This is a genomic window from Streptomyces sp. NPDC056734 (assembly GCF_042790455.1).
Classification (GTDB): domain Bacteria; phylum Actinomycetota; class Actinomycetes; order Streptomycetales; family Streptomycetaceae; genus Streptomyces.
Genome location: NZ_JBHTZD010000031.1, coordinates 34,908 through 52,711, shown reverse-complemented (window position 1 = coordinate 52,711; position 17,804 = coordinate 34,908). Strand labels below are relative to the sequence as shown.

Annotated in this window: 17 protein-coding genes and 2 tRNA genes; 15 read left to right on the top strand and 4 right to left on the bottom strand. The window is 71.9% G+C overall.

The genetic code is table 11. The features are described 5' to 3' along the window. Positions 1-330: 330 nt before the first annotated feature. The 5 genes from proB to ACFRFC_RS33815 all read left to right on the top strand — a co-directional run bounded on the left by proB (position 331) and on the right by ACFRFC_RS33815 (position 5,710). Positions 331-1,437 (top strand): glutamate 5-kinase, encoded by a 1,107-nt coding sequence (gene proB / locus ACFRFC_RS33835; protein WP_382689228.1) that lies wholly within the window; start codon positions 331-333, stop codon positions 1,435-1,437. A gap of 347 nt (positions 1,438-1,784) precedes the next feature. Next, on the top strand, positions 1,785-2,279 hold the full coding sequence (locus ACFRFC_RS33830) for a hypothetical protein (RefSeq protein ID WP_382688944.1): 495 nt from the start codon (positions 1,785-1,787) through the stop codon (positions 2,277-2,279). A gap of 269 nt (positions 2,280-2,548) precedes the next feature. Further along, a complete protein-coding gene (locus tag ACFRFC_RS33825) occupies positions 2,549-3,835 on the top strand; it encodes a glutamate-5-semialdehyde dehydrogenase (protein WP_382688947.1) in 1,287 nt (428 codons plus the stop codon). A gap of 14 nt (positions 3,836-3,849) precedes the next feature. Further along, positions 3,850-4,479: a hypothetical protein gene (locus ACFRFC_RS33820; RefSeq protein ID WP_382688950.1), complete on the top strand. Its 630-nt coding sequence runs from the start codon at positions 3,850-3,852 to the stop codon at positions 4,477-4,479. 154 nt (positions 4,480-4,633) lie between these two features. Beyond that, positions 4,634-5,710 (top strand): hypothetical protein, encoded by a 1,077-nt coding sequence (locus ACFRFC_RS33815; RefSeq protein WP_382688953.1) that lies wholly within the window; start codon positions 4,634-4,636, stop codon positions 5,708-5,710. Positions 5,711-6,606: 896 nt separating this feature from the next. Here ACFRFC_RS33815 and ACFRFC_RS33810 read toward each other — a convergent pair. Beyond that, positions 6,607-7,743: a M48 family metallopeptidase gene (locus ACFRFC_RS33810; protein WP_382688956.1), complete on the bottom strand. Its 1,137-nt coding sequence runs from the start codon at positions 7,741-7,743 to the stop codon at positions 6,607-6,609. Positions 7,744-7,848: 105 nt separating this feature from the next. Here ACFRFC_RS33810 and ACFRFC_RS33805 point away from each other — a divergent pair, with 105 nt between their 5' ends. The 9 genes from ACFRFC_RS33805 to ACFRFC_RS33765 all read left to right on the top strand — a co-directional run bounded on the left by ACFRFC_RS33805 (position 7,849) and on the right by ACFRFC_RS33765 (position 13,005). Beyond that, positions 7,849-8,010: a hypothetical protein gene (locus ACFRFC_RS33805; RefSeq protein ID WP_382688959.1), complete on the top strand. Its 162-nt coding sequence runs from the start codon at positions 7,849-7,851 to the stop codon at positions 8,008-8,010. Between the two features lie 130 nt (positions 8,011-8,140). Next, entirely contained in the window at positions 8,141-8,305 is a 165-nt protein-coding gene (locus ACFRFC_RS33800; RefSeq protein WP_382688962.1) for a hypothetical protein, read from the top strand. Positions 8,306-8,349: 44 nt separating this feature from the next. Next, positions 8,350-8,976, top strand: coding sequence for a nicotinate-nucleotide adenylyltransferase (gene nadD, locus ACFRFC_RS33795; protein ID WP_382688965.1), 627 nt, complete (start codon positions 8,350-8,352; stop codon positions 8,974-8,976). Between the two features lie 16 nt (positions 8,977-8,992). After that, positions 8,993-10,726 (top strand): LytR C-terminal domain-containing protein, encoded by a 1,734-nt coding sequence (locus ACFRFC_RS33790; RefSeq protein ID WP_382688968.1) that lies wholly within the window; start codon positions 8,993-8,995, stop codon positions 10,724-10,726. A 300-nt stretch (positions 10,727-11,026) separates the two neighbouring features. Then, the gene (gene rsfS / locus ACFRFC_RS33785; protein WP_382688971.1) at positions 11,027-11,470 is read left to right on the top strand and encodes a ribosome silencing factor; all 444 of its coding nucleotides are present in this window, start codon (positions 11,027-11,029) and stop codon (positions 11,468-11,470) included. Then, positions 11,461-12,150, top strand: a complete 690-nt coding sequence (locus ACFRFC_RS33780; protein WP_382688973.1) for a histidine phosphatase family protein — start codon at positions 11,461-11,463, stop codon at positions 12,148-12,150. Before rsfS ends, ACFRFC_RS33780 begins: the two co-directional genes overlap by 10 nt. Before the next feature lie 117 nt (positions 12,151-12,267). Beyond that, positions 12,268-12,340: transfer RNA gene (locus tag ACFRFC_RS33775), tRNA-Ala, on the top strand. 251 nt (positions 12,341-12,591) lie between these two features. Next, positions 12,592-12,768, top strand: coding sequence for a hypothetical protein (locus ACFRFC_RS33770; RefSeq protein WP_382688976.1), 177 nt, complete (start codon positions 12,592-12,594; stop codon positions 12,766-12,768). A 3-nt stretch (positions 12,769-12,771) separates the two neighbouring features. Continuing rightward, positions 12,772-13,005: a hypothetical protein gene (locus ACFRFC_RS33765; RefSeq protein ID WP_003976229.1), complete on the top strand. Its 234-nt coding sequence runs from the start codon at positions 12,772-12,774 to the stop codon at positions 13,003-13,005. Here the strand turns inward: ACFRFC_RS33765 and ACFRFC_RS33760 are convergent. Then, on the bottom strand, positions 12,984-14,240 hold the full coding sequence (locus ACFRFC_RS33760) for a glycosyltransferase 87 family protein (protein WP_382688979.1): 1,257 nt from the start codon (positions 14,238-14,240) through the stop codon (positions 12,984-12,986). The genes ACFRFC_RS33765 and ACFRFC_RS33760 overlap by 22 nt on opposite strands. Before the next feature lie 140 nt (positions 14,241-14,380). Here ACFRFC_RS33760 and ACFRFC_RS33755 point away from each other — a divergent pair. Further along, positions 14,381-14,453, top strand: a tRNA-Ala gene (locus ACFRFC_RS33755). Positions 14,454-14,559: 106 nt separating this feature from the next. On the opposite strand, the gene ACFRFC_RS33750 is transcribed toward ACFRFC_RS33755, so the two are convergent. Beyond that, entirely contained in the window at positions 14,560-16,170 is a 1,611-nt protein-coding gene (locus tag ACFRFC_RS33750; RefSeq protein ID WP_382688982.1) for an NADH-ubiquinone oxidoreductase-F iron-sulfur binding region domain-containing protein, read from the bottom strand. Further along, positions 16,167-17,447, bottom strand: coding sequence for a cytochrome b/b6 domain-containing protein (locus ACFRFC_RS33745; protein ID WP_382688984.1), 1,281 nt, complete (start codon positions 17,445-17,447; stop codon positions 16,167-16,169). Before ACFRFC_RS33745 ends, ACFRFC_RS33750 begins: the two co-directional genes overlap by 4 nt. Positions 17,448-17,804 lie beyond the last annotated feature (357 nt).

The following is a 17,804-nucleotide window of genomic DNA, read 5'->3' as shown; positions in this document are numbered from 1 at the left end:
CGGCGTGCGGGTGGGCTCGCCCTCGGTGTGTGGCGGGTGCGGTGGTCCGGGGGTGCCTGGGGATGCGTGCGGGTGGGCTCGCCCTCGGTGTGTGGCGGGTGCGGTGGTCCGGGGGTGCCGGGGGATGCGTGCGGGTGGGCTCGCCCTCGGCGTGTGCCGGCCGCGGCGGTCCGGGGTGCCGGAGGCCGGAGGTGCCGCCCGGCCGCCGCCCGCCCCGTCCGCTGCGTGAAATCGATGCGCGGCACACCAACCCCTTCGCGTAGATTGCCGGGCGAGGCAGCGGGAGCTACGCGAGAGGCGATCACCAACGTGGCAGGGGCAAGGCAGGCCGTGCGCGAGGCCCGCAGGATCGTCGTCAAGGTGGGTTCCTCGTCGCTGACCACGGCGGCGGGCGGACTGGACGCCGACCGCGTCGACGCCCTGGTCGACGTGCTGGCGAAGGCCCGCAGCGGGGGAGAGAAGGAGATCGTGCTGGTCTCCTCCGGAGCCATCGCCGCCGGACTGGCCCCGCTGGGCCTGCGCCGCCGCCCCAAGGACCTCGCCCGCCAGCAGGCCGCCGCCAGCGTCGGCCAGGGCCTGCTGGTCGCCCGCTACACCGCCTCCTTCGCCCGCCACGGCGTCCGCGTCGGCCAGGTGCTGCTCACCTCCTACGACATGAGCCGCCGCGCCCACCACCGCAACGCCTCACGCGCCCTCGACAAACTGCTCGCGATGGGCGCCCTCCCGGTGGTCAACGAGAACGACACCGTCGCCACCGACGAGATCCGCTTCGGCGACAACGACCGGCTCGCCGCCCTCGTCGCCCACCTCGTCCGCGCCGACCTGCTGGTACTGCTCTCCGACGTCGACGGGGTCTACGACGGCGACCCCGGCAGGCCCGGCACCGCGCGGATCGCCGAGGTCAGCGGCCCGCACGATCTCGCCCACGTCGAGACCGGCAGCGTGAGCAGGGCGGGCGTCGGCACGGGCGGCATGACCACCAAGATCGAGGCCGCCGGGATCGCCGCCGCGGCCGGTATCCCCGTGGTGCTGACCAGCGCGATCCACGCCGCCGACGCCCTCACCGGGCAGGACACCGGCACCTACTTCCGTCCCACCGGCAAACGCTCCGCCGACCGTCTCCTGTGGCTCCAGCACGCCTCCACCCCCCAGGGCGCCCTGATCCTGGACGACGGCGCGGTACGGGCGGTGGTCGAACGCCGCAAGTCGCTGCTGCCGGCCGGGATCGCCGCCGTCGAGGGCGAGTTCAGCGCCGGCGACCCGGTCGAACTGCGGGACACCAGCGGCCACGCCGTCGCCCGTGGCCTGGTCAATTTCGACGCCAGGGAGATCCCGCGGCTGATCGGCCACTCCACCCGCGAACTCGCCCGTGAGCTGGGCCCGGCGTACGAACGGGAGGTCGTACACAGGGACGACCTGGTCGTCCTGCATCCGTAAAAGAGCTGATTCATCCGCCACCGGTGGGGGACGTTCCGTAAAACGGCCCCATGGAGCCTTGCGGCCTGCTCAACTTTGTCAGGGCGACACATTCGCAAGAGCACTGCGTAAGCCACGACCACCGCGTCAGCCACGAGCACAGCACGGGCCGGGAGCAGTGCGTCACCCGGCAGTACCGCGTCAGCGGGCAGTACCGCGTAAGTCGGCAGTACCGCGTAAGTCGGCAGTACTGCGTACGTCAGCAGCACTGGTATGCCACACAGCACTGGGTAGGCCGCGCGGCCCTGGAGCCGCGCGACCACGTAGCCGGACCCGGACGACGGGACCGAGGCACTGAGGAGGCCGCCGTGAGACGAGTGCGTCCTGGGACAGCGGCGTCCCGCGCCGGTGCCGCCGGGGCGGCCTCCCGCCCGGCTGGCGAGGAGCGCGCCCTGACCAGCGTCGCGGCCGGCGACCGCTACCAGCGCGAGAGCGAGCACGAGGGCGAGCGCCCCGGCGACGCACCGCGCCTGTGGCACGTCACCCTCAGCGTCTCCGGCGAGGCCGCCGAGCTGAAGGAGGTCCGCCGCGCGCTCTCGCAGCTCGCCCACGACCACCCCTTCCTGCTGACCAGCCGCTATGCCGTCGATCACGCCGAGATCCGGTACTGGGAGGAGGCCCGCGACCTCCACGACGCCGCCGCCGTCGCCCTGCGCCTGTGGGGCGAACACCGCCAGACGGCCGGCCTCCCGCCCTGGGAGATCGTCGGCCTTGAGGTCATCGACCGCGAGACCTATCACCAGCGCATCGCCGAGGGCTACGGCCCGCCTCCGGCGTCGCCGGTGGGGGTGCATCCGTTCTGAGGGCGGGGCCCGGGGGAGATGCCCGGGTGGCGGGCGAGCCATGGCCTGCGCGAGCCCATTGGCCCGGGCGGCTGGTGCGGTCCCCGCGGTCCAGGTGACGGATGTGACAGGTGCGACAGGTGAGACAGGTGGCACAGGTGTGACGCGTGACGCGCGTGACCGGTGTGACCCCCGTGCCGCCCGGGGCGCCCCCCGGCCCCGTCCGGGTGGATGTCTCGCGGTTCGGGACAAGCGCCGAAACGGTACGCCGGGCGCACTACCCTGCCCTTATGACCACGCTCTCTCCGTACGACTCGATGTCCCCGGTCACCGAGGCCGCCTACCGGGCGAAGGCCGCCGCCGCCGACCTCGCCCCGCAGCCGCGGGCCGCGAAGGACGACGCGCTGCTCGCCATCGCGGACGCCCTGGAGGTCCGTACGGCGGAGATCATCGAGGCCAACGCCAAGGACATCGCCAAGGCCCGCGAGGCCGGCACCAGCGAGGCGATCATCGACCGGCTCACCCTCACCCCGGAGCGGGTGCGGGCGATCGCCGCCGACGTCCGGGACGTGGTCGCGCTGCCCGACCCGGTCGGCGAGGTGGTCCGCGGCTCGACCCTGCCCAACGGCATCGACCTGCGCCAGGTCCGCGTCCCGCTCGGCGTCGTCGGCATCATCTACGAGGCCCGCCCCAACGTCACCGTCGACGCCGCCGCCCTCTGCCTGAAGTCCGGCAACGCGGTGCTGCTGCGCGGCTCCGGCTCCGCCTACGAGTCGAACACCGCCCTCGTGAGGGTGATCCGGGACGCGGTCGGCGGCGCCGGGCTGCCCGCCGACGCCGTCCAGCTGGTGCCCGGCGAGAGCCGGGAGAGCGTGCGTGAGCTGATGCGGGCCCGCGGTCTGGTCGACGTCCTCATCCCGCGCGGCGGCGCCTCCCTCATCCGGACGGTCGTCGCCGAGTCCACCGTCCCGGTGATCGAGACCGGCACCGGCAACTGCCATGTCTACGTCGACGCCCGGGCCGACCTCGACATGGCCGTGGAGATCCTGATCAACTCCAAGGCCCACCGGGTCAGCGTCTGCAACGCCGCCGAGACCCTGCTGGTCCACCAGGACATCGCCGCCGACTTCCTGCCCCGCGCGCTGGACGCCCTCGCCGAGGCCGGGGTGACCGTGCACGCCGACGAACGGGTGATGGCGTACGCCAAGGACTCCCGCGCGACCGTCGTCGAGGCGACGGCCGAGGACTGGGAGACGGAGTACCTGTCGTACGACATCGCCGCCGCGGTCGTGGACTCCCTGGACAAGGCCGTCGAACACATCCGGCTGTGGACCTCCGGCCACACCGAGGCCATCGTCACCACCTCCCAGCAGGCCGCCCGCCGTTTCACCCAACTGGTCGATTCGACCACGGTCGCCGTGAACGCCTCCACCCGCTTCACCGACGGCGGCCAGTTCGGCTTCGGCGCCGAGATCGGCATCTCCACCCAGAAGCTGCACGCCCGGGGCCCGATGGGCCTGCCCGAGCTGACCAGCACGAAGTACATCGTGACGGGGGACGGGCACGTACGGCGCTGACGGGCGCGTACGGCATGACGTCTCGGCAGACGGATGAATTTCCATACGGTCTGCCCAAATTGACCCCCCAGGTCTACTCTGGACATGTGCCGGACGACGTGGGGGGCACGCCGTTCCCGGACGGCTGGATGCCCGACGACCACGACCGCGGAATGTCGGACGAAGAGTTCGCCGCCGTGGTCTTCGACGAGGCCTTCATCAAGGCGGCGGCGGTCCATGAGCCGACCGCGGTCGAACGCCTGCTGGCCGCCGCGCAGGCGAGAGCGGAGGCGTCCGAGGCCGAGGCCCGCCGCGCCCACGCCAGAGGCGAGCACTACGACGACCCCTACGGCGACGGCCGAGAATTCGGCCGCGACCCCGAGCTGGACTACCTCGACGACCTGGACGACGACTACGGCCCGACGGGCTACGGCAAGCAGATCCGCTGGCACCGCGCCGTCGCCTGGCTGCTCGCCCTCGTGATGGGCATCGGCATGGTCGCGCTGGCCTTCGCCGCGGTCTACCGGGGCGCCTCCTCCAGCCGCCAGGACCCGGTCCCGCCACCGGCCACCACCGGAGTCGAACAGGGCGGCCGGGCAGCGGCCCCCTCGGCCTCCGCCTACCACCTCCAGCCCACCGCCTCGGCCGTTCCCCGCACCCCCTGAGGGCCCGCACCGGCGATCCGGTCCACCCCCGAGGGTGACTCTCCGGCACCCTCCCCGTTATGCGGAACGCCCCGACGCATTTTGGTGAGGACCTGTCAGAAGTTGGCGCGTAGCAGGGCGTTTACCGAAGCGCCGGGAGACCTACCCTGAAGATATGGGCGGACCTGGAGACCCACCGCCGGGGACACCCGAAGGCGCCCCCGGCGGTGCGGACGACGAATACCGATCCGTCGTGTTCGACGAGTCGTTCGTCCGGGCTGCCCGGCTCCAGGAGTTCTCCGCGCAGGAGCGGATGGGCGACGACGCCCCCGCCGTCCGCCGCCGCCCGCCCATGCGCCGGGGCCTGCCCCGGCAGGCGCTGATCCTGGTCCTGCTGATCGCGCTCGCCTTCGGCACGGCGGTCTACATGGGCGTCCGCAGCCCCTACGGCAACCAGGCCACGACCGTCGACGACCCCGTCGAGCCACTGCGGATGACCGTCGTCCCGCTCACCCCGACCGGCGAGGTCCCCGGCACCACCGACACCGCCCGGCTGTACGAGAGCAGCCCGGCCGCCGAGTTCCGTGTCGGCGCCGAGGGGATACCGCTGCCGGCCACCCGAAGCACCGAACACTTCTCGGACAGCCAGGTCGTCACCGCCCTGACCACCGCCAAGGACTACCTCGTCCGCTCCTCGCTCTACCCCGAGGTGCTCACCGGCGAGGAGGTGCGGCCCGTACGCGTGATGCTCGACCCGGACCAACTCGACCAGTTCGACGAGAGCTTCGACCGGCCCGCCGCCGACGGCCGGCACGCCGCGACCGGCTGGCTGGTCCGCTTCGACACCGAGGCCGTCGAACTCGCCGACCCCCAGATCCGCGTCCAGGGCACCCTCCGGGCCACCGAGACCGACTCCACCACCCTGGAGGTCGTCTCGGACCACATCTTCGTCTACGCGCTGCGCCCGGCCGGCGCGGCCGCGGACGCCGAGGCGTCGCTGTTCACCGTCCGGCGCGAGCTGCGCTTCAGCTTCGACCTCGACGATCTGCGCCTGCACCAGGCCCGGCTCCAGACGTCGTACGCCCAGGCCGGACCCCTCTCCTGCGCCGACGACTCGGCAAGCCTGCTCCGCCCCCTGCTCGCCGGCCAGACACCCAGGACCGGCGGCCCCGCAGGCACCGACCCCTACGCCACCGGCAGCCCCACGGCCCTGTGCGGCACCTTGGCGGAGCAGACACTGCCGAGGGTTTGAGGGTGGGGTGGGTTTCGCCGGAGGACGGCCGGGGTGGGTGACGCGGATGGATGAGCGGGGTGGGTGACGCGGGTGGGTGACCGGGGTGGGTGGTGCGGGTGAGTGACCGGGGCGTGCGGCGGGGGCAGCGACCGGTCTGTGACCGGGACCGGGCGGGGTAGGGGCGACGGCGGTATGGGGGCGGCGGCATTGTGAAGGGCTGCGGCACGTACGACGGCCGCGACATCGGCGGGACCCGGGGCGGGGCACTGTCCGAGCCCTCACCCGCCTCCGTCTCGCGCCCCCGTCACGACCTCGGTCTCCGGTCCCTGCCCCAGTCACAGCCCCGGGCCACAGACCCCCGCCACACATCCAGGTCTCAGGCCCAGGTCTCAGGCCCCGTCATCGCCCCCGCCGCACAGACCAGCCGCTGGCCCGCCCCAGTGGCGGGACGGAGGAACCCGTCGCTGGTGGACCGCGCCACCGACGGCCCGGTTCGCGAGGTGCTGAGGGCCGCCGCCGTAGCACTGCGGGCCGCCCCTGTCCGCTCCGGCCACCGGGCCTGGTGGGGTCACCCGGCGCTTCCCGGCCCGGCGGGACACCGTGCCGCTTCCGGGCCCGGCGGGACACCGCGCCAGTTCGGCCCGTACTACCTGCTGGCCCGTACTGCCCGCTGGCCCGTGCCGTGCGCCGGACCGCGCTGCCCGTCAGTTCCTTGGCCGGCGAACCCGTTGCCGGGTTGCCGCAGTCCGCGTAGCCGCTCTCCGAGAAGGCCGACAGGCCCTCGCACGCCGCCGCCTCCCGCCGCCGTCAGTCCCTCCCGTCAGCGGCCCGTCACCAACCCGTCAGCCCCCCGTCCGCCAACGTCGCCTCTCCCGGCCCCTCCTCGTCACCCCTGTCCGCCCTCCCCGCTGGCGTCAGTTCTCGTCGCGCGGCGGGTCCTCCGTGCGGGTCGTGCCGTTGGGCGGGGTGTCCTTCGGCGCGGAGCCACCCGAGCCGCCCGAGTTGCCCGAGCCGGTGAAGCCGCCGAAGCCGCGCCGCACCCGGCCGCCCAGGTCGCCGGCGCCGCCCGCGATGTCGGTGACCAGCTTCATCAGCGGGTCCTTGGAGTCCTTCACCTGACTGGCGTAGCTCGTGGCCGACTCGCGGAAGGAGTCGGTGACGGACGTGTTCTTGTCCTCGCCGCGGCGCGGGTAGTGGCCGTCCATGATCCGCTGGTAGTCGCGGGACTCGGCCCACTTCTTCAGCTCGGCCGCGCGGACGGTGGTGAAGGGGTGGGTGCGGGGCAGCACGTTCAGAATCTTCAGTACGGAGTCGCGCAGGTCGCCGCCCGCCTCGTACTCCTCCGCCTGCTCCAGGAACGCGTCCACGTTCATCTCGTGCAGGTGGTTGCCGCCCGCGATCTTCATCAGGCCACGCATCGATGCCTTGAGGTCCTGCCCGACCAGCAGCCCGGCCCGGTCGGCGGACAGCTCCGACTTGCGGAACCACTCGCGCAGGGCCGTCACGATCGCCATGATCGCGACATTGCCGAGCGGGATCCACGCCACGCGCAGCGCCAGATTGGTCAGGAACAGCAGGATCGTGCGGTACACGGAGTGGCCGGAGAGGGCGTGACCCACCTCGTGGCCGACGACCGCGCGCATCTCCTCCTCGTCGAGCAGCTCGACCAGGCCGGTGGTGACCACGATGATCGGCTCGTCCAGGCCGATGCACATCGCGTTGGGCTGCGGGTCCTGGTTGACATACATCGGCGGGACCTTCTCCAGGTCCAGGATGTAACAGGCGTCGCGCAGCATGTCGTTGAGATGGGCGAACTGCCGCTCGGAGACCCGCACCGAGTCGGAGAGGAACAGCAATCTGAGACTGCGCTCGGGCAGCAGGCCGCTGAGGGCCTTGAACACCGTGTCGAAACCGCTCAGCTTGCGCAGCGCGACCAGCGCCGAGCGGTCGGCCGGATGCTCGTACGCCCGCGAGGAGATCCCCGGAAAGCGCGTTCGCTGCCTGCTCGGCACGTTCTCGTGCCCGTCGTTCTGGTGGCCTTCGTCGGACATGTCTTCCCCCATGTGCGTCTGATCGCCCCTGTGCGCCCCCGAAGCGGAGCCCAGCCTGGGCGGGGTTACCGTGGACGGGCACTACAGCGTAAGGAGTCCCCCGTCATGGACCGCATTCCCGCAGCCGCTTGGCTCACCGAGGCCGCGAGCGCCGCCGAGCAGCAGGGTGCGGGCAACCTGCTCAGAGTCGTGCTGATCGTGATGGTCGTGGGCTGTGTGCTGACTGCGTGGATCCTGTTGCGTGGCTACAAGCGGAAAGACGACTGAGCGCCGCCGAAGGTTCCCCCGCCGCCGTGCGGGGTCCCCAACGGCGGAGTCGGCGTGATCGGCGAACGGGCGCCCGCTTACCATGAGCCGACGTCTTTATCCCGCCCACACCGGATAGGTTCTGCCGAAGATGACTTTCCACAGCGCCGCTGCCCAGTTGGTCACCCTTGCCGCCGAAGGCGGGGAGCACGGCGGCAACCACCAGAGCCTGAACCCGTACTTCGTGGGCGGCTGCGCCTTCGTCATCCTGCTGCTTCTGCTGTGGATCACGACTCGTTTCAACCGCGACCGCTGAACCCGGCGGGGGCTTCCCAGGCGGGGCCGGTAGGGTCTGCACGCATGGGAGAGCAGGGCATGCCTACCGGTCCGGCACACACCGGCAAGCGCCGTCTCGGCGTCATGGGCGGAACGTTCGACCCGATCCACCACGGGCACCTGGTGGCGGCCAGCGAGGTGGCCGCCGCCTTCCATCTCGACCAGGTGGTGTTCGTGCCCACCGGGCAGCCCTGGCAGAAGACCCACCGCGCGGTCTCCCCGGCCGAGGACCGCTATCTGATGACGGTCATCGCCACCGCCGAGAATCCGCAGTTCTCCGTCAGCCGTATCGACATCGACCGCGGCGGTCCCACGTACACCGCGGACACCTTGCGGGACCTGCGTGCCATCAACCCGGACACCGACCTGTTCTTCATCACCGGTGCCGATGCCCTCGGCCAGATCCTCACCTGGCGTGACACCGAGGAACTGTTCTCCCTGGCACACTTCATCGGGGTCACCCGGCCCGGCCACGTCCTCGCCGATCCCGGTCTCCCGGAGGGCGGGGTCTCGCTGGTCGAGGTTCCCGCGCTGGCCATCTCGTCCACGGACTGCCGTGCGAGAGTCGCCAAGGGAGACCCGGTCTGGTATCTGGTGCCCGACGGGGTCGTGCGCTACATCGCGAAACGAGAGCTGTACCGCGGCGAGTGAGCCGAGAGGGGCACCGGTGAACGACCGATACGACGCGGGGTACGAGGGCCAGTACGAACTTGTCGGCTACGACGAGTACGGGCAGCCCGTGTACCGGCAGATCCCGTCACAGCAGCCCCAGCAGCAGCCCTACGACCCTTACGCACAGCAGACCTACGGCTACGAACCGTACGCGCCCGGCCAGCAGCAGCCCGCGCCCGTCTATGACGCCTACGGCACCGGTCAGCAGCCCGCGGCCCCGCAGCAGGGCGGTGGCTACGACAGCACCGGCACCTATCCCGGGTACGACGCCTACGACCCGTACGGCCAGACCGCCGCCGCTGGGCAGCAGCCGCAGGTCGCCGAGCAGACCGCCTACATCCCGCAGCAGGCGGGCCCCCCCGAACCGGCCCCCGACCAGCAGCCCGGCGCGCAGGACACCGGCGTGCAGGACTCCGGCACGCAGGACACCGGCGCACGGGGGCCGCGCGAGGACCGCGACTACCGCACCGAGCAGTTCGCCTTCGTCGAGGAGCCCGACGGCGACTCCGAGGACGTCATCGACTGGCTCGCCTTCACGGAGAACCGCACCGAGCGCCGTGAGGAGGCCAAGCGCCGCGCGCGCGGGCGCCTGATCGCCCTGGTCGTCGCCCTGGCGGTGTTCGTGGCCGGCGGCGTCGGCTACCTCTGGTGGGCCGGAAAACTCCCGGGCGTGTCGTCCTCGGACAACGGCGGTGGTACGACGACGGCGGGCGCCCAGAAGCGGAACGTCATCGTCGTCCATCTGCACGACACCCAGGGCGGCGCCACCTCCACCGCCCTGCTGGTCGACAACACCACCACCAAGCAGGGCACGACCGTGCTGCTGCCCAACGCGCTCGCCCTGACCGGCGACGACGGCGCGACCACCCTCACCAAGTCCGTCGAGGACGACGGCTCCTCCGGCACCCGTGAGGCCCTCGACACGGCCCTGGGCACCTCTATCCAGGGCACCTGGCGGCTCGACACGCCGTATCTCCAGAACCTGGTCGACCTCGTGGGCAACATCGAGGTCGACACGGACGCCGATGTCCCCGACCCGGACGCCGAGGAGGGCGCGGCGCCCCTGGTCCGCAAGGGCTCCCAGCAGACCCTCAGCGGCAAGATGGCGGTCGCGTATGCCACCTACAAGGCGTCCGGCGAGACCCAGGAAGTCCAGCTGGAGCGGTTCGGGCAGGTCGTGCAGAGCGTGCTGCGCAAGATGTCGTCCGACCCGCAGGCCGCCACGACCACCGTGCAGACCCTCGCGCAGATCCTCGACCCGTCCCTCACCGACAGCGACCTCGGCGCCTTCCTCGCGGCCCTGTCCGACCTCGCCAAGAGCGGCGAGTACAAGACCGAGCTGCTGCCCCTGGAGACCGACGGCACACTGAACGCGCAGGCCAGCGCCGGTGTCGTCAAGGACGTCCTGGGCGGCACGGCCGAGAACCCCGACGACAGCACCGCCGTCCGCGTCTCCGTCCAGAACGCCACCGGCGTCGAGGACCGCACCGAGGACGCGCGCGTGACCCTCCTCAACGGCGGCTTCACGTTCCTGGAGGGCGGCACCGCCTCCGCCGCCGAGGCCACCACGGAGATCACCTACGCGGACGACGCCGAGAAGGAGAACGCCACCGAGGTCGCCAAGACCCTGGGACTGCCCACCGAAGCGGTCACCAAGGGCGAGGTCTCCTCGAACGCGGACGTGACGGTGATCCTCGGCCAGGACTACGAACCGGCGGGGGCGAGCTAGGGCCTGTCGTTCGGATCATCCTGGCGGTGGGGCTACGTGGCCTTTCGGCCGGCCCGAGCGGGGTGTGGTGCGTGCGGCTGCAAGGCGGAGGAGAGCGTCGACGCGATGGGGGTGCTGCCCCCGCGCGAGCGCAGCCGAGCGTGGGGGAGTCGGCGACCGACGACAACGCGCAGATGCGCGTGCCAGACCCCGCGAAGCGCCCGGATGATCCAAACGACAGGCAGGCCCTAATCGCGTGGGGCGCTGTCGGTGGTCCGTGAGACCCTTGGAGGCAAGTGACCGTCTACGGAAAGCCTTGTAGTGACCGCTACCGACCGCTCCCTGGAGCTCATCAACTCCGCCGCGCAGGCCGCCGCCGACAAGCTGGCCCATGACGTCATCGCGTACGACGTCAGCGATGTCCTGTCGATCACCGACGCCTTCCTGCTCGCCTCGGCGCCCAACGACCGTCAGGTCAAGTCGATCGTCGACGAGATCGAGGAGCGGCTCCAGAAGGAGCTGGGCGTCAAGCCCGTGCGCCGCGAGGGCGACCGCGAAGCGCGCTGGATCCTCCTCGACTACGTCGACATCGTCGTCCATGTGCAGCACAGCGAGGAGCGGGTCTTCTACGCCCTGGAGCGGCTGTGGAAGGACTGCCCCGAGATCGAGCTGCCCGCCGACGCCCGCGCCACCCGCGGCAAGGCGCAGGAACACGCCAGGCACGAGGCCGCCGAGGAGGCCGAGAAGGCGGGTGAGTGGCGTTGAGTGCCGCCGGTGAGGCCGCCGCGGGGTTCTCGTTCGCCGGCGCCCCGCGCGGGCGCCGGCTCATCCTGTGGCGGCACGGCCAGACCGCGTGGAACGTGGAGCGCCGATTCCAGGGCACCACGGACGTCGACCTGACCGAGACCGGCGTCGCCCAGGCCCGGCGTGCCGCCCGGCTGCTGGCCTCGCTCCAGCCCGACGCGATCGTCGCCTCCGACCTCAAGCGGGCCGCGGAGACGGCAGCCGAGCTGGCCGCCCTCACCGGCCTGCCCGTGAGCCGTGACGAAGCACTGCGCGAGACCTACGCGGGCGTCTGGCAGGGCCTGACCCACGAAGAGATCATCGAGCGCTACGGCGACCAGTACGCGGCCTGGAAGCGCGGCGAGCCGGTGCGCCGCGGCGGGGGCGAACTGGAGACCGAGGTCGCCGACCGCGCCGCCCCCGTGGTGCTGCGGCACGCCGAGAAGCTGCCCCCCGAGGGCACGCTCGTCGTGGTCAGCCATGGCGGCACGATCCGCACCACGATCGGCCGGCTGCTGGGCCTGGAGGCCCAGCACTGGGAGAGCCTTGGCGGCCTGTCCAATTGCTGCTGGTCCGTCCTGGGCGAGGGCGCGCGGGGCTGGCGCCTGCTGGAGCACAACGCCGGCACGCTGCCCGAGCCGGTCCTCGGCGACGACACCTGAGCCCCCGGCGGCGCCCGGACCCGCCGGTCGCGGCACCGCCGGGCCCGGATTTCACTTTCCGGCAGGTCGCAGGCTAAAGTTCTTCTTGTTCGCCCCGCCCGGCGGGGGAGAACGCGAGGGGCTATAGCTCAGTTGGTAGAGCGCTTGCATGGCATGCAAGAGGTCAGGAGTTCAATTCTCCTTAGCTCCACAGGATCAAGATCCCGTCCCGCGAGGGGCGGGATTTTTTCGTGTGAGGATTCCCGATCCGGCTTGAGTCACCAGGGGCCCGTGGGGCGTATAGGTCGGTGGAGGCGCTGCGGGCGGGCGCGTGTGCGTCGGCCGGGTGGAACACCGTCTGTCGTGGCCGTACTGGTACCCGGGCGTCGCTGACCGTATTGGTCCGGCCGTGGCAGAATCAAACGGCCGGAAGGGGGCGCGGCCCGACGGGAGGGAGTAGCGATGCCTGCGAGCATCACCGGGGAGGTCGGCCACCTCCTTGGCGAAGCGGCGTTGATACGGGGCACGGCCACCCGGCTCAGCTGCCCTTCCTGCGGTTCCGGGCATGTGGCCCAAGTCCTCGGCGACAACGGCGGGATCTCGTACGTGTGCACGGCCTGCGGCCACAGCTGGAGCTGATCGATGGGTGCACACAGGCGAAAGTGCGACTGGTGCGGCAGTGGTACGCCGATCGTCCGCGACATGGAACCGGTGAACCCCGACTACCAGTACTGGTGCGAGGAATGCGCGCGGGCGCTGATCATAAAGGGCGACCCGATCGAGACGTATCGGGAACTTGAGGGCGAGCCGATCTACGGCCGTCTCCTCGAAGAGCACTGCACTCTCAAGCGTTTCTACTCCTTCGTCACGGCCTGACGCCCCGTGAGGACACCGCTGTGCGGGGGGTCCTCACGGCGTGTCACCTCACGCCCCAGGGCCGCCAGGGCCAGGAAGGCGCAGCCGGCCGCCGGATAGAGGGCGGACAGCGCCAACTCGACGCCGTTCTGATGCAGTTCGGGCCGGTGCGTACCGTGCGGCACCCACCACAGGGCGTACGAGCAGAACACCAGCGGCAGGGCCAGGGCGCCCGCGCGGCGGACGGCCGACCCCATGAGGCGGGCCCGTGAACCGACGAGCAGGATCAGCGGCACGCACCACACCCAGTGGTGCGACCAGGAAACCGGGCTGACGAGCAGTGCCGTCACCGCCACCGCGCACACCGCTGCGGCCCGCCGCCCCCGCAACTCCGCCGCGACCGCCACCGCGAGCCCGGCCAGCCCGGTGAGCGCCGCCGCGACCAGCCACCAGCCGCCCGGCTCCGCGGTGTGCAGCAGACGCGCGAGAACGCCCCGCAGGGCCTGGTTCGCGGTGTCCTCCGCATGGCCGACCCGCCCCGCGCGGAACACCATCGCGGACCAGAAACGCCAGGAGTCCCGCGGCAGGACGGCCGCCGCCAGCAGGGTCGCGCCGCAGAACGCGAGGACCGCCCCGCGCGCGTGCCGCAGCCAGGGGCCGCCCGAGCCGTGGCGCAGGTGCGCGGCCACGCCGGTGGCGAGCAGGAAGACCATGAACAGGGCGGGCGTGAGCTTCACGGCCGCCGCGAGGCCGATGCCGACCCCGGCCCAGCGTGCTCCCGCGCGGCGGGACAGATCCCACAGGACCAGCACCGCGAGCAGCAGATTGATCTGCCCGTAGCGCAGCGTCGTCCACACCGGCTCGCACCACACCATCACCGCCGCCACCCACCACACCGTCCGCACGCGCGCGTGCCCGACGAGCAGCAGCGACAGCCGCACGAACACCACCAGCAGGGCGAGGTTCCCGGCCGTCGCCAGGGTGCGCATCGCCGCCGTATCGAGCAGGGTGAGCGGGGTGAACAGCAGGGCGGCGAACGGCGGATAGGTGGTGGGCAGTTGCGCCGCCGTCGTACGCAGCGCGTACAGATCGCCGCCCGCGCGGACGGTGGCGCCCTCCGCGCGGTACACCATCAGGTCGATCATCGAGACGTCCGCGGCGCGCTGCGCCAGCCAGAACGCCGTGAACGACAGCAGGCAGGTCCCCAGCGCGACCGGGGCACGGCGCTGGACTCCGGAGAACGCGATCACGGTCACGGGGGCCGACACTAGCCCCCTTATCGGGACAGAACGGAATTGATTTGGTGGTGTACCCGGTCGAGCGTGTAATGTTGGCGTCGCCGCCGGGCGACCGGGGCGACTCCCAGTAGAAGCGCGGGTCCACCGCGTGGGCGCGCGGGGCTATAGCTCAGTTGGTAGAGCGCTTGCATGGCATGCAAGAGGTCAGGAGTTCAATTCTCCTTAGCTCCACAATCAGCTCGACAGTATGAAGATCCCGCCGGATCAGGACGATCCGGCGGGATCTTCTGTTTGGTTCACCGCCCGGCGGCGGCCGGCCCCCTGGAGGGCCGGAGCCTCAGCGGCCCAGGGCGCGGCGGCCGCGGCCCTGGGAGAGCACCGGGAGATTGCGGGCGGGCGCCTGGGCGCGGGCGTCCTCCTCGATGCGCAGGGCGAGCGCGGGGCAGCGGCGCACCGCGCGCAGGGCCTTGGCCTCGGCGTAGCGCGGCACCTCGGCCTGGGCGACGGTCGGGAACCCGTCGGCACCGAGTTCGAAGACCTCCGGGAGGATGTCCGCGCACAGGCCGTGGCCGCGGCACAGCGTCCAGTCGACGTAGATCTTCTGGCGGCTGGGGCCGTTCTCCCCGGATGCGCCGCCGCCGGGGATGCCGGTCGGGGTCCCGCCGCCCTCCAAGAGCGGCAGGACGCCCGTCACGGGCCGTCCGCAGCCGTTTCCCAGGACATGCGCGGCGAGGTCGTCGGTGAACGCCTTGAGGGTCGACTCCAGGAACATCGCGGAGCCGTCCGGGTGCGAGCACGCGCCGCGCCGCTTGACGTTCCTGGCGACCTGCTTGACCGCCTCCAGGGCGGCCGGGCCGCCGCCGCCCAGGATCTCCTGGAGGCCCCGCGCGGCGGCGGGCAGCCCGAGGTAGCACGGACCGCACTGGCCCGCGCTCTCCTCGGCCAGCCACTGGGCGACCCGCAGCGACTCGCCCAGCGGGCAGGTGTCCTGGCCGATCGGCAGGATGGCGCCGGCGCCCAGCGAACCGCCCACCGCGTCCAGGGAGTTGCGGGAGACGATCGCCTCGTCGACGGTCGCCGCGTCGATCCACTTGCCGTGGTAGCCGCCGGTCAGCACCCCCTGCGGTACCGGCGGGGCGCCGGCCAGCTGGAGGACGTACCGCAGCGGCACCCCGGTGGGGACCTCGATCACCATGGGGCGGGCGACCGCGCCGGAGACCGTGAGCATGACGGTGCCGGGCTCGTCGTACAGGCCGGTGTTGCCGTAGCGCTCGGGGCCGATGCGGGCGGCGATGGCCAGCTGGGCGAAGGTCTCGGCGTTGGACAGCAGGGTGGGCGCGCCGCCGACGCCGCTCTGCGAGGCGCTGATCTTGCGGCCGGGCGGGATCGCCGGGCCGCCGTCGATCGAGCGGACCAGGGAGGCCGCCGCGCCGGTGACCATCCGGACCGGGTTGCGCTGCACGCGGGCGCGCAGGGCGGAGCGGCGGCCGTTGCTCAGGCCGCGCTCGGCGAGGGCGGCCTCCATGGAGCGCTGGGTGGACTCACGGGTGACCCCCACCACGAGCGTGCGGGCACCGAGAGCCTCGGCGCACAGCAGCGCGCCGTCCAGGATGAGGTGCGGGGCGCGGTTGATGAGGACCGTGTCCTTGCGGCAGGCCGGTTCGTCCTCGCTGCCGTTGACGACGACGACCGGCCGGACTCCGCGCTTGATGGCCGCCTCGGCGACCGAGCGCAGCTTCTTGTGGAAGGGGAAGCCCGCACCGCCGCGGCCCTTGAGACGGATGTTCTCGGCGAGCTTGGCGAGTTGCTCGCCTCCCAGGGGTTCGAGCGGGCCGTGCACCTTGAGGTGCATGGGCAGATCGAGTCTTTCGACAAGGTCGAAGCCGGACGTGAGCTGGGGAAGCCCGACCACGCGGACTTCTGGGACGTCGGGCAGGGCCTCGTTCACCTGATGCCTCCGGAGGGCGTGTTCCAAGGTTCGCCCGAACCCGGCCCTTCGAAGTCGTAGGAGCCGGGCGTCGATTCAGTGGCGGGACCGCTGTTGTACGTGTCACCCGTGCTGTACGTGCCGTGGAGCGGGTTCGACTCACCGGTGTCGTACAGATCACGTCCGCCGTACCCGCCGGGGCCCGGATCGCCGTAGGCGGGGAGGGTGTGGCCCGTGTCCTGGAGCGGGTCGTACGCCGACGGGGGAGCCTCGCCGACCGGCCACGGGGACGGGACGGGCCAGGAGCCCGAGGCGGAGCCGCCGGTGTCCATGCGCGGGAGGGAGTCGGTGGCCTGGACGTCCCGCAGCTCCCTCGGCGCGGTGGGCCCGGCCGCGAAGGACCGGTCGTCGGGGCGGGCGGGCCGGGAGACGGCCCGGTAGGCGGCGGCGAAACCGGGGGCGGACTCGGCGGGGTTCGCCCGCGCGGGAGGGTCGTACGAGGGGGGTACCCGGCGTGTCGCGCGCTGCGGTTCGTAGCCGGGCAGGGGTGGCGCGGTGTTCTCGCGGGCGCGGGCGCGGGCGGCGTCCAGGTCCTCGCGGCCGGGCCTGCCGGTGGTCCCCAGCAGTGCGGTGATCCTGTCGGCGACCTTGCGCTTGACGGGGCGGGGCGCCGCGCGCAGTGCCAGGGCGCCCATGACGCCGGCCAGGGAGAGGCCGTACAGGAAGACGAAGAAGGGTTTGGCCTCGCGGCCCGCGTACAGGCCGTGGACCAGGGCGGCGCACCAGGCGGGGTAGGCCAGCATGTGCATCGCGCGCCAGCGGGCGGCGACCGGGGCGGGGGAGGCGAAGGCGCCGCGCAGGGCGCCGGTGATGCCCACGAAGACCATCAGCAGGCCGGCCAGGGAGCCGAGACCGACCAGGCCGGCGGTGCTGGTGAAGCCGAGCGAGAAGGGGATCACCGCGGCGATCAGCTCGGTGTGGCCGAGCACGATCTTGGTGGTGAGGTGCAGCAGCAGGAACGCGATGGAGGCGACCGCCGTAGTGCGGTGCACGGCCTGTCCGACGAGCCGCTGGCGCGCGTTCAGCACGATCCGGTCCTGGGCGACCAGGCCCCAGATCACCGAGCAGCTCAGACACACCAGGGACAGCACCCCCGCGCCGAAGTCGAGGAACTCGCGGAATGCCTCCCCTCCGACCAGGACGGCCACGGGGATGAGGATCAGGACGGCGGCGGTCGCCGCCCCGTGGGCCGAGCGGCCCGGCCTGGGCAGCGAGCTGTTACTACGTCGAGGGTTCATGGGGGCAACTCCGAGCGGTTCGGGAAAGCGGTCCCGCTGCCGCACTCTAAGTGGAGGCATACCGATGGGTAGGGGGTTTGAGTTATTGCGTTGTTATCAAAGGACCATGTGACCGCTGTGATGCCCCTTAGAGGTCGTTACGCGAAGTAATGCTTGAACCTTGTTCAGTTTTTGGTGGAGGTAGCCAGTGGTGGCGTGTGGGGTTGGTGAAGGAGGCGCCCGATGTCTGGACGGCACCGGAAGCCCGTCGCGGCCCGCTCGGGGGCTGCGGTACCCTGGCGCCATGCGTGCCGTACGCCTTCTGCTTAGCGGGCCGCGCTGATCAGTCCCGACCCACGGTGATCACCGTGAGCGGAA

Bases quoted from the DNA above. Each gene is read 5' to 3' on its own strand.
- ACFRFC_RS33825 (WP_382688947.1), top strand. From the start codon at position 2,549: ATGACCACGCTCTCTCCGTACGACTCGATGTCCCCGGTCACCGAGGCC.
- ACFRFC_RS33820 (WP_382688950.1), top strand. From the start codon at position 3,850: ATGACGTCTCGGCAGACGGATGAATTTCCATACGGTCTGCCCAAATTG.
- ACFRFC_RS33815 (WP_382688953.1), top strand. From the start codon at position 4,634: ATGGGCGGACCTGGAGACCCACCGCCGGGGACACCCGAAGGCGCCCCC.
- ACFRFC_RS33810 (WP_382688956.1), bottom strand. From the start codon at position 7,743: ATGTCCGACGAAGGCCACCAGAACGACGGGCACGAGAACGTGCCGAGC.
- ACFRFC_RS33805 (WP_382688959.1), top strand. From the start codon at position 7,849: ATGGACCGCATTCCCGCAGCCGCTTGGCTCACCGAGGCCGCGAGCGCC.
- ACFRFC_RS33800 (WP_382688962.1), top strand. From the start codon at position 8,141: ATGACTTTCCACAGCGCCGCTGCCCAGTTGGTCACCCTTGCCGCCGAA.
- nadD (WP_382688965.1), top strand. From the start codon at position 8,350: ATGGGAGAGCAGGGCATGCCTACCGGTCCGGCACACACCGGCAAGCGC.
- ACFRFC_RS33770 (WP_382688976.1), top strand. From the start codon at position 12,592: ATGCCTGCGAGCATCACCGGGGAGGTCGGCCACCTCCTTGGCGAAGCG.
- ACFRFC_RS33765 (WP_003976229.1), top strand. From the start codon at position 12,772: ATGGGTGCACACAGGCGAAAGTGCGACTGGTGCGGCAGTGGTACGCCG.
- ACFRFC_RS33745 (WP_382688984.1), bottom strand. From the start codon at position 17,447: ATGAACCCTCGACGTAGTAACAGCTCGCTGCCCAGGCCGGGCCGCTCG.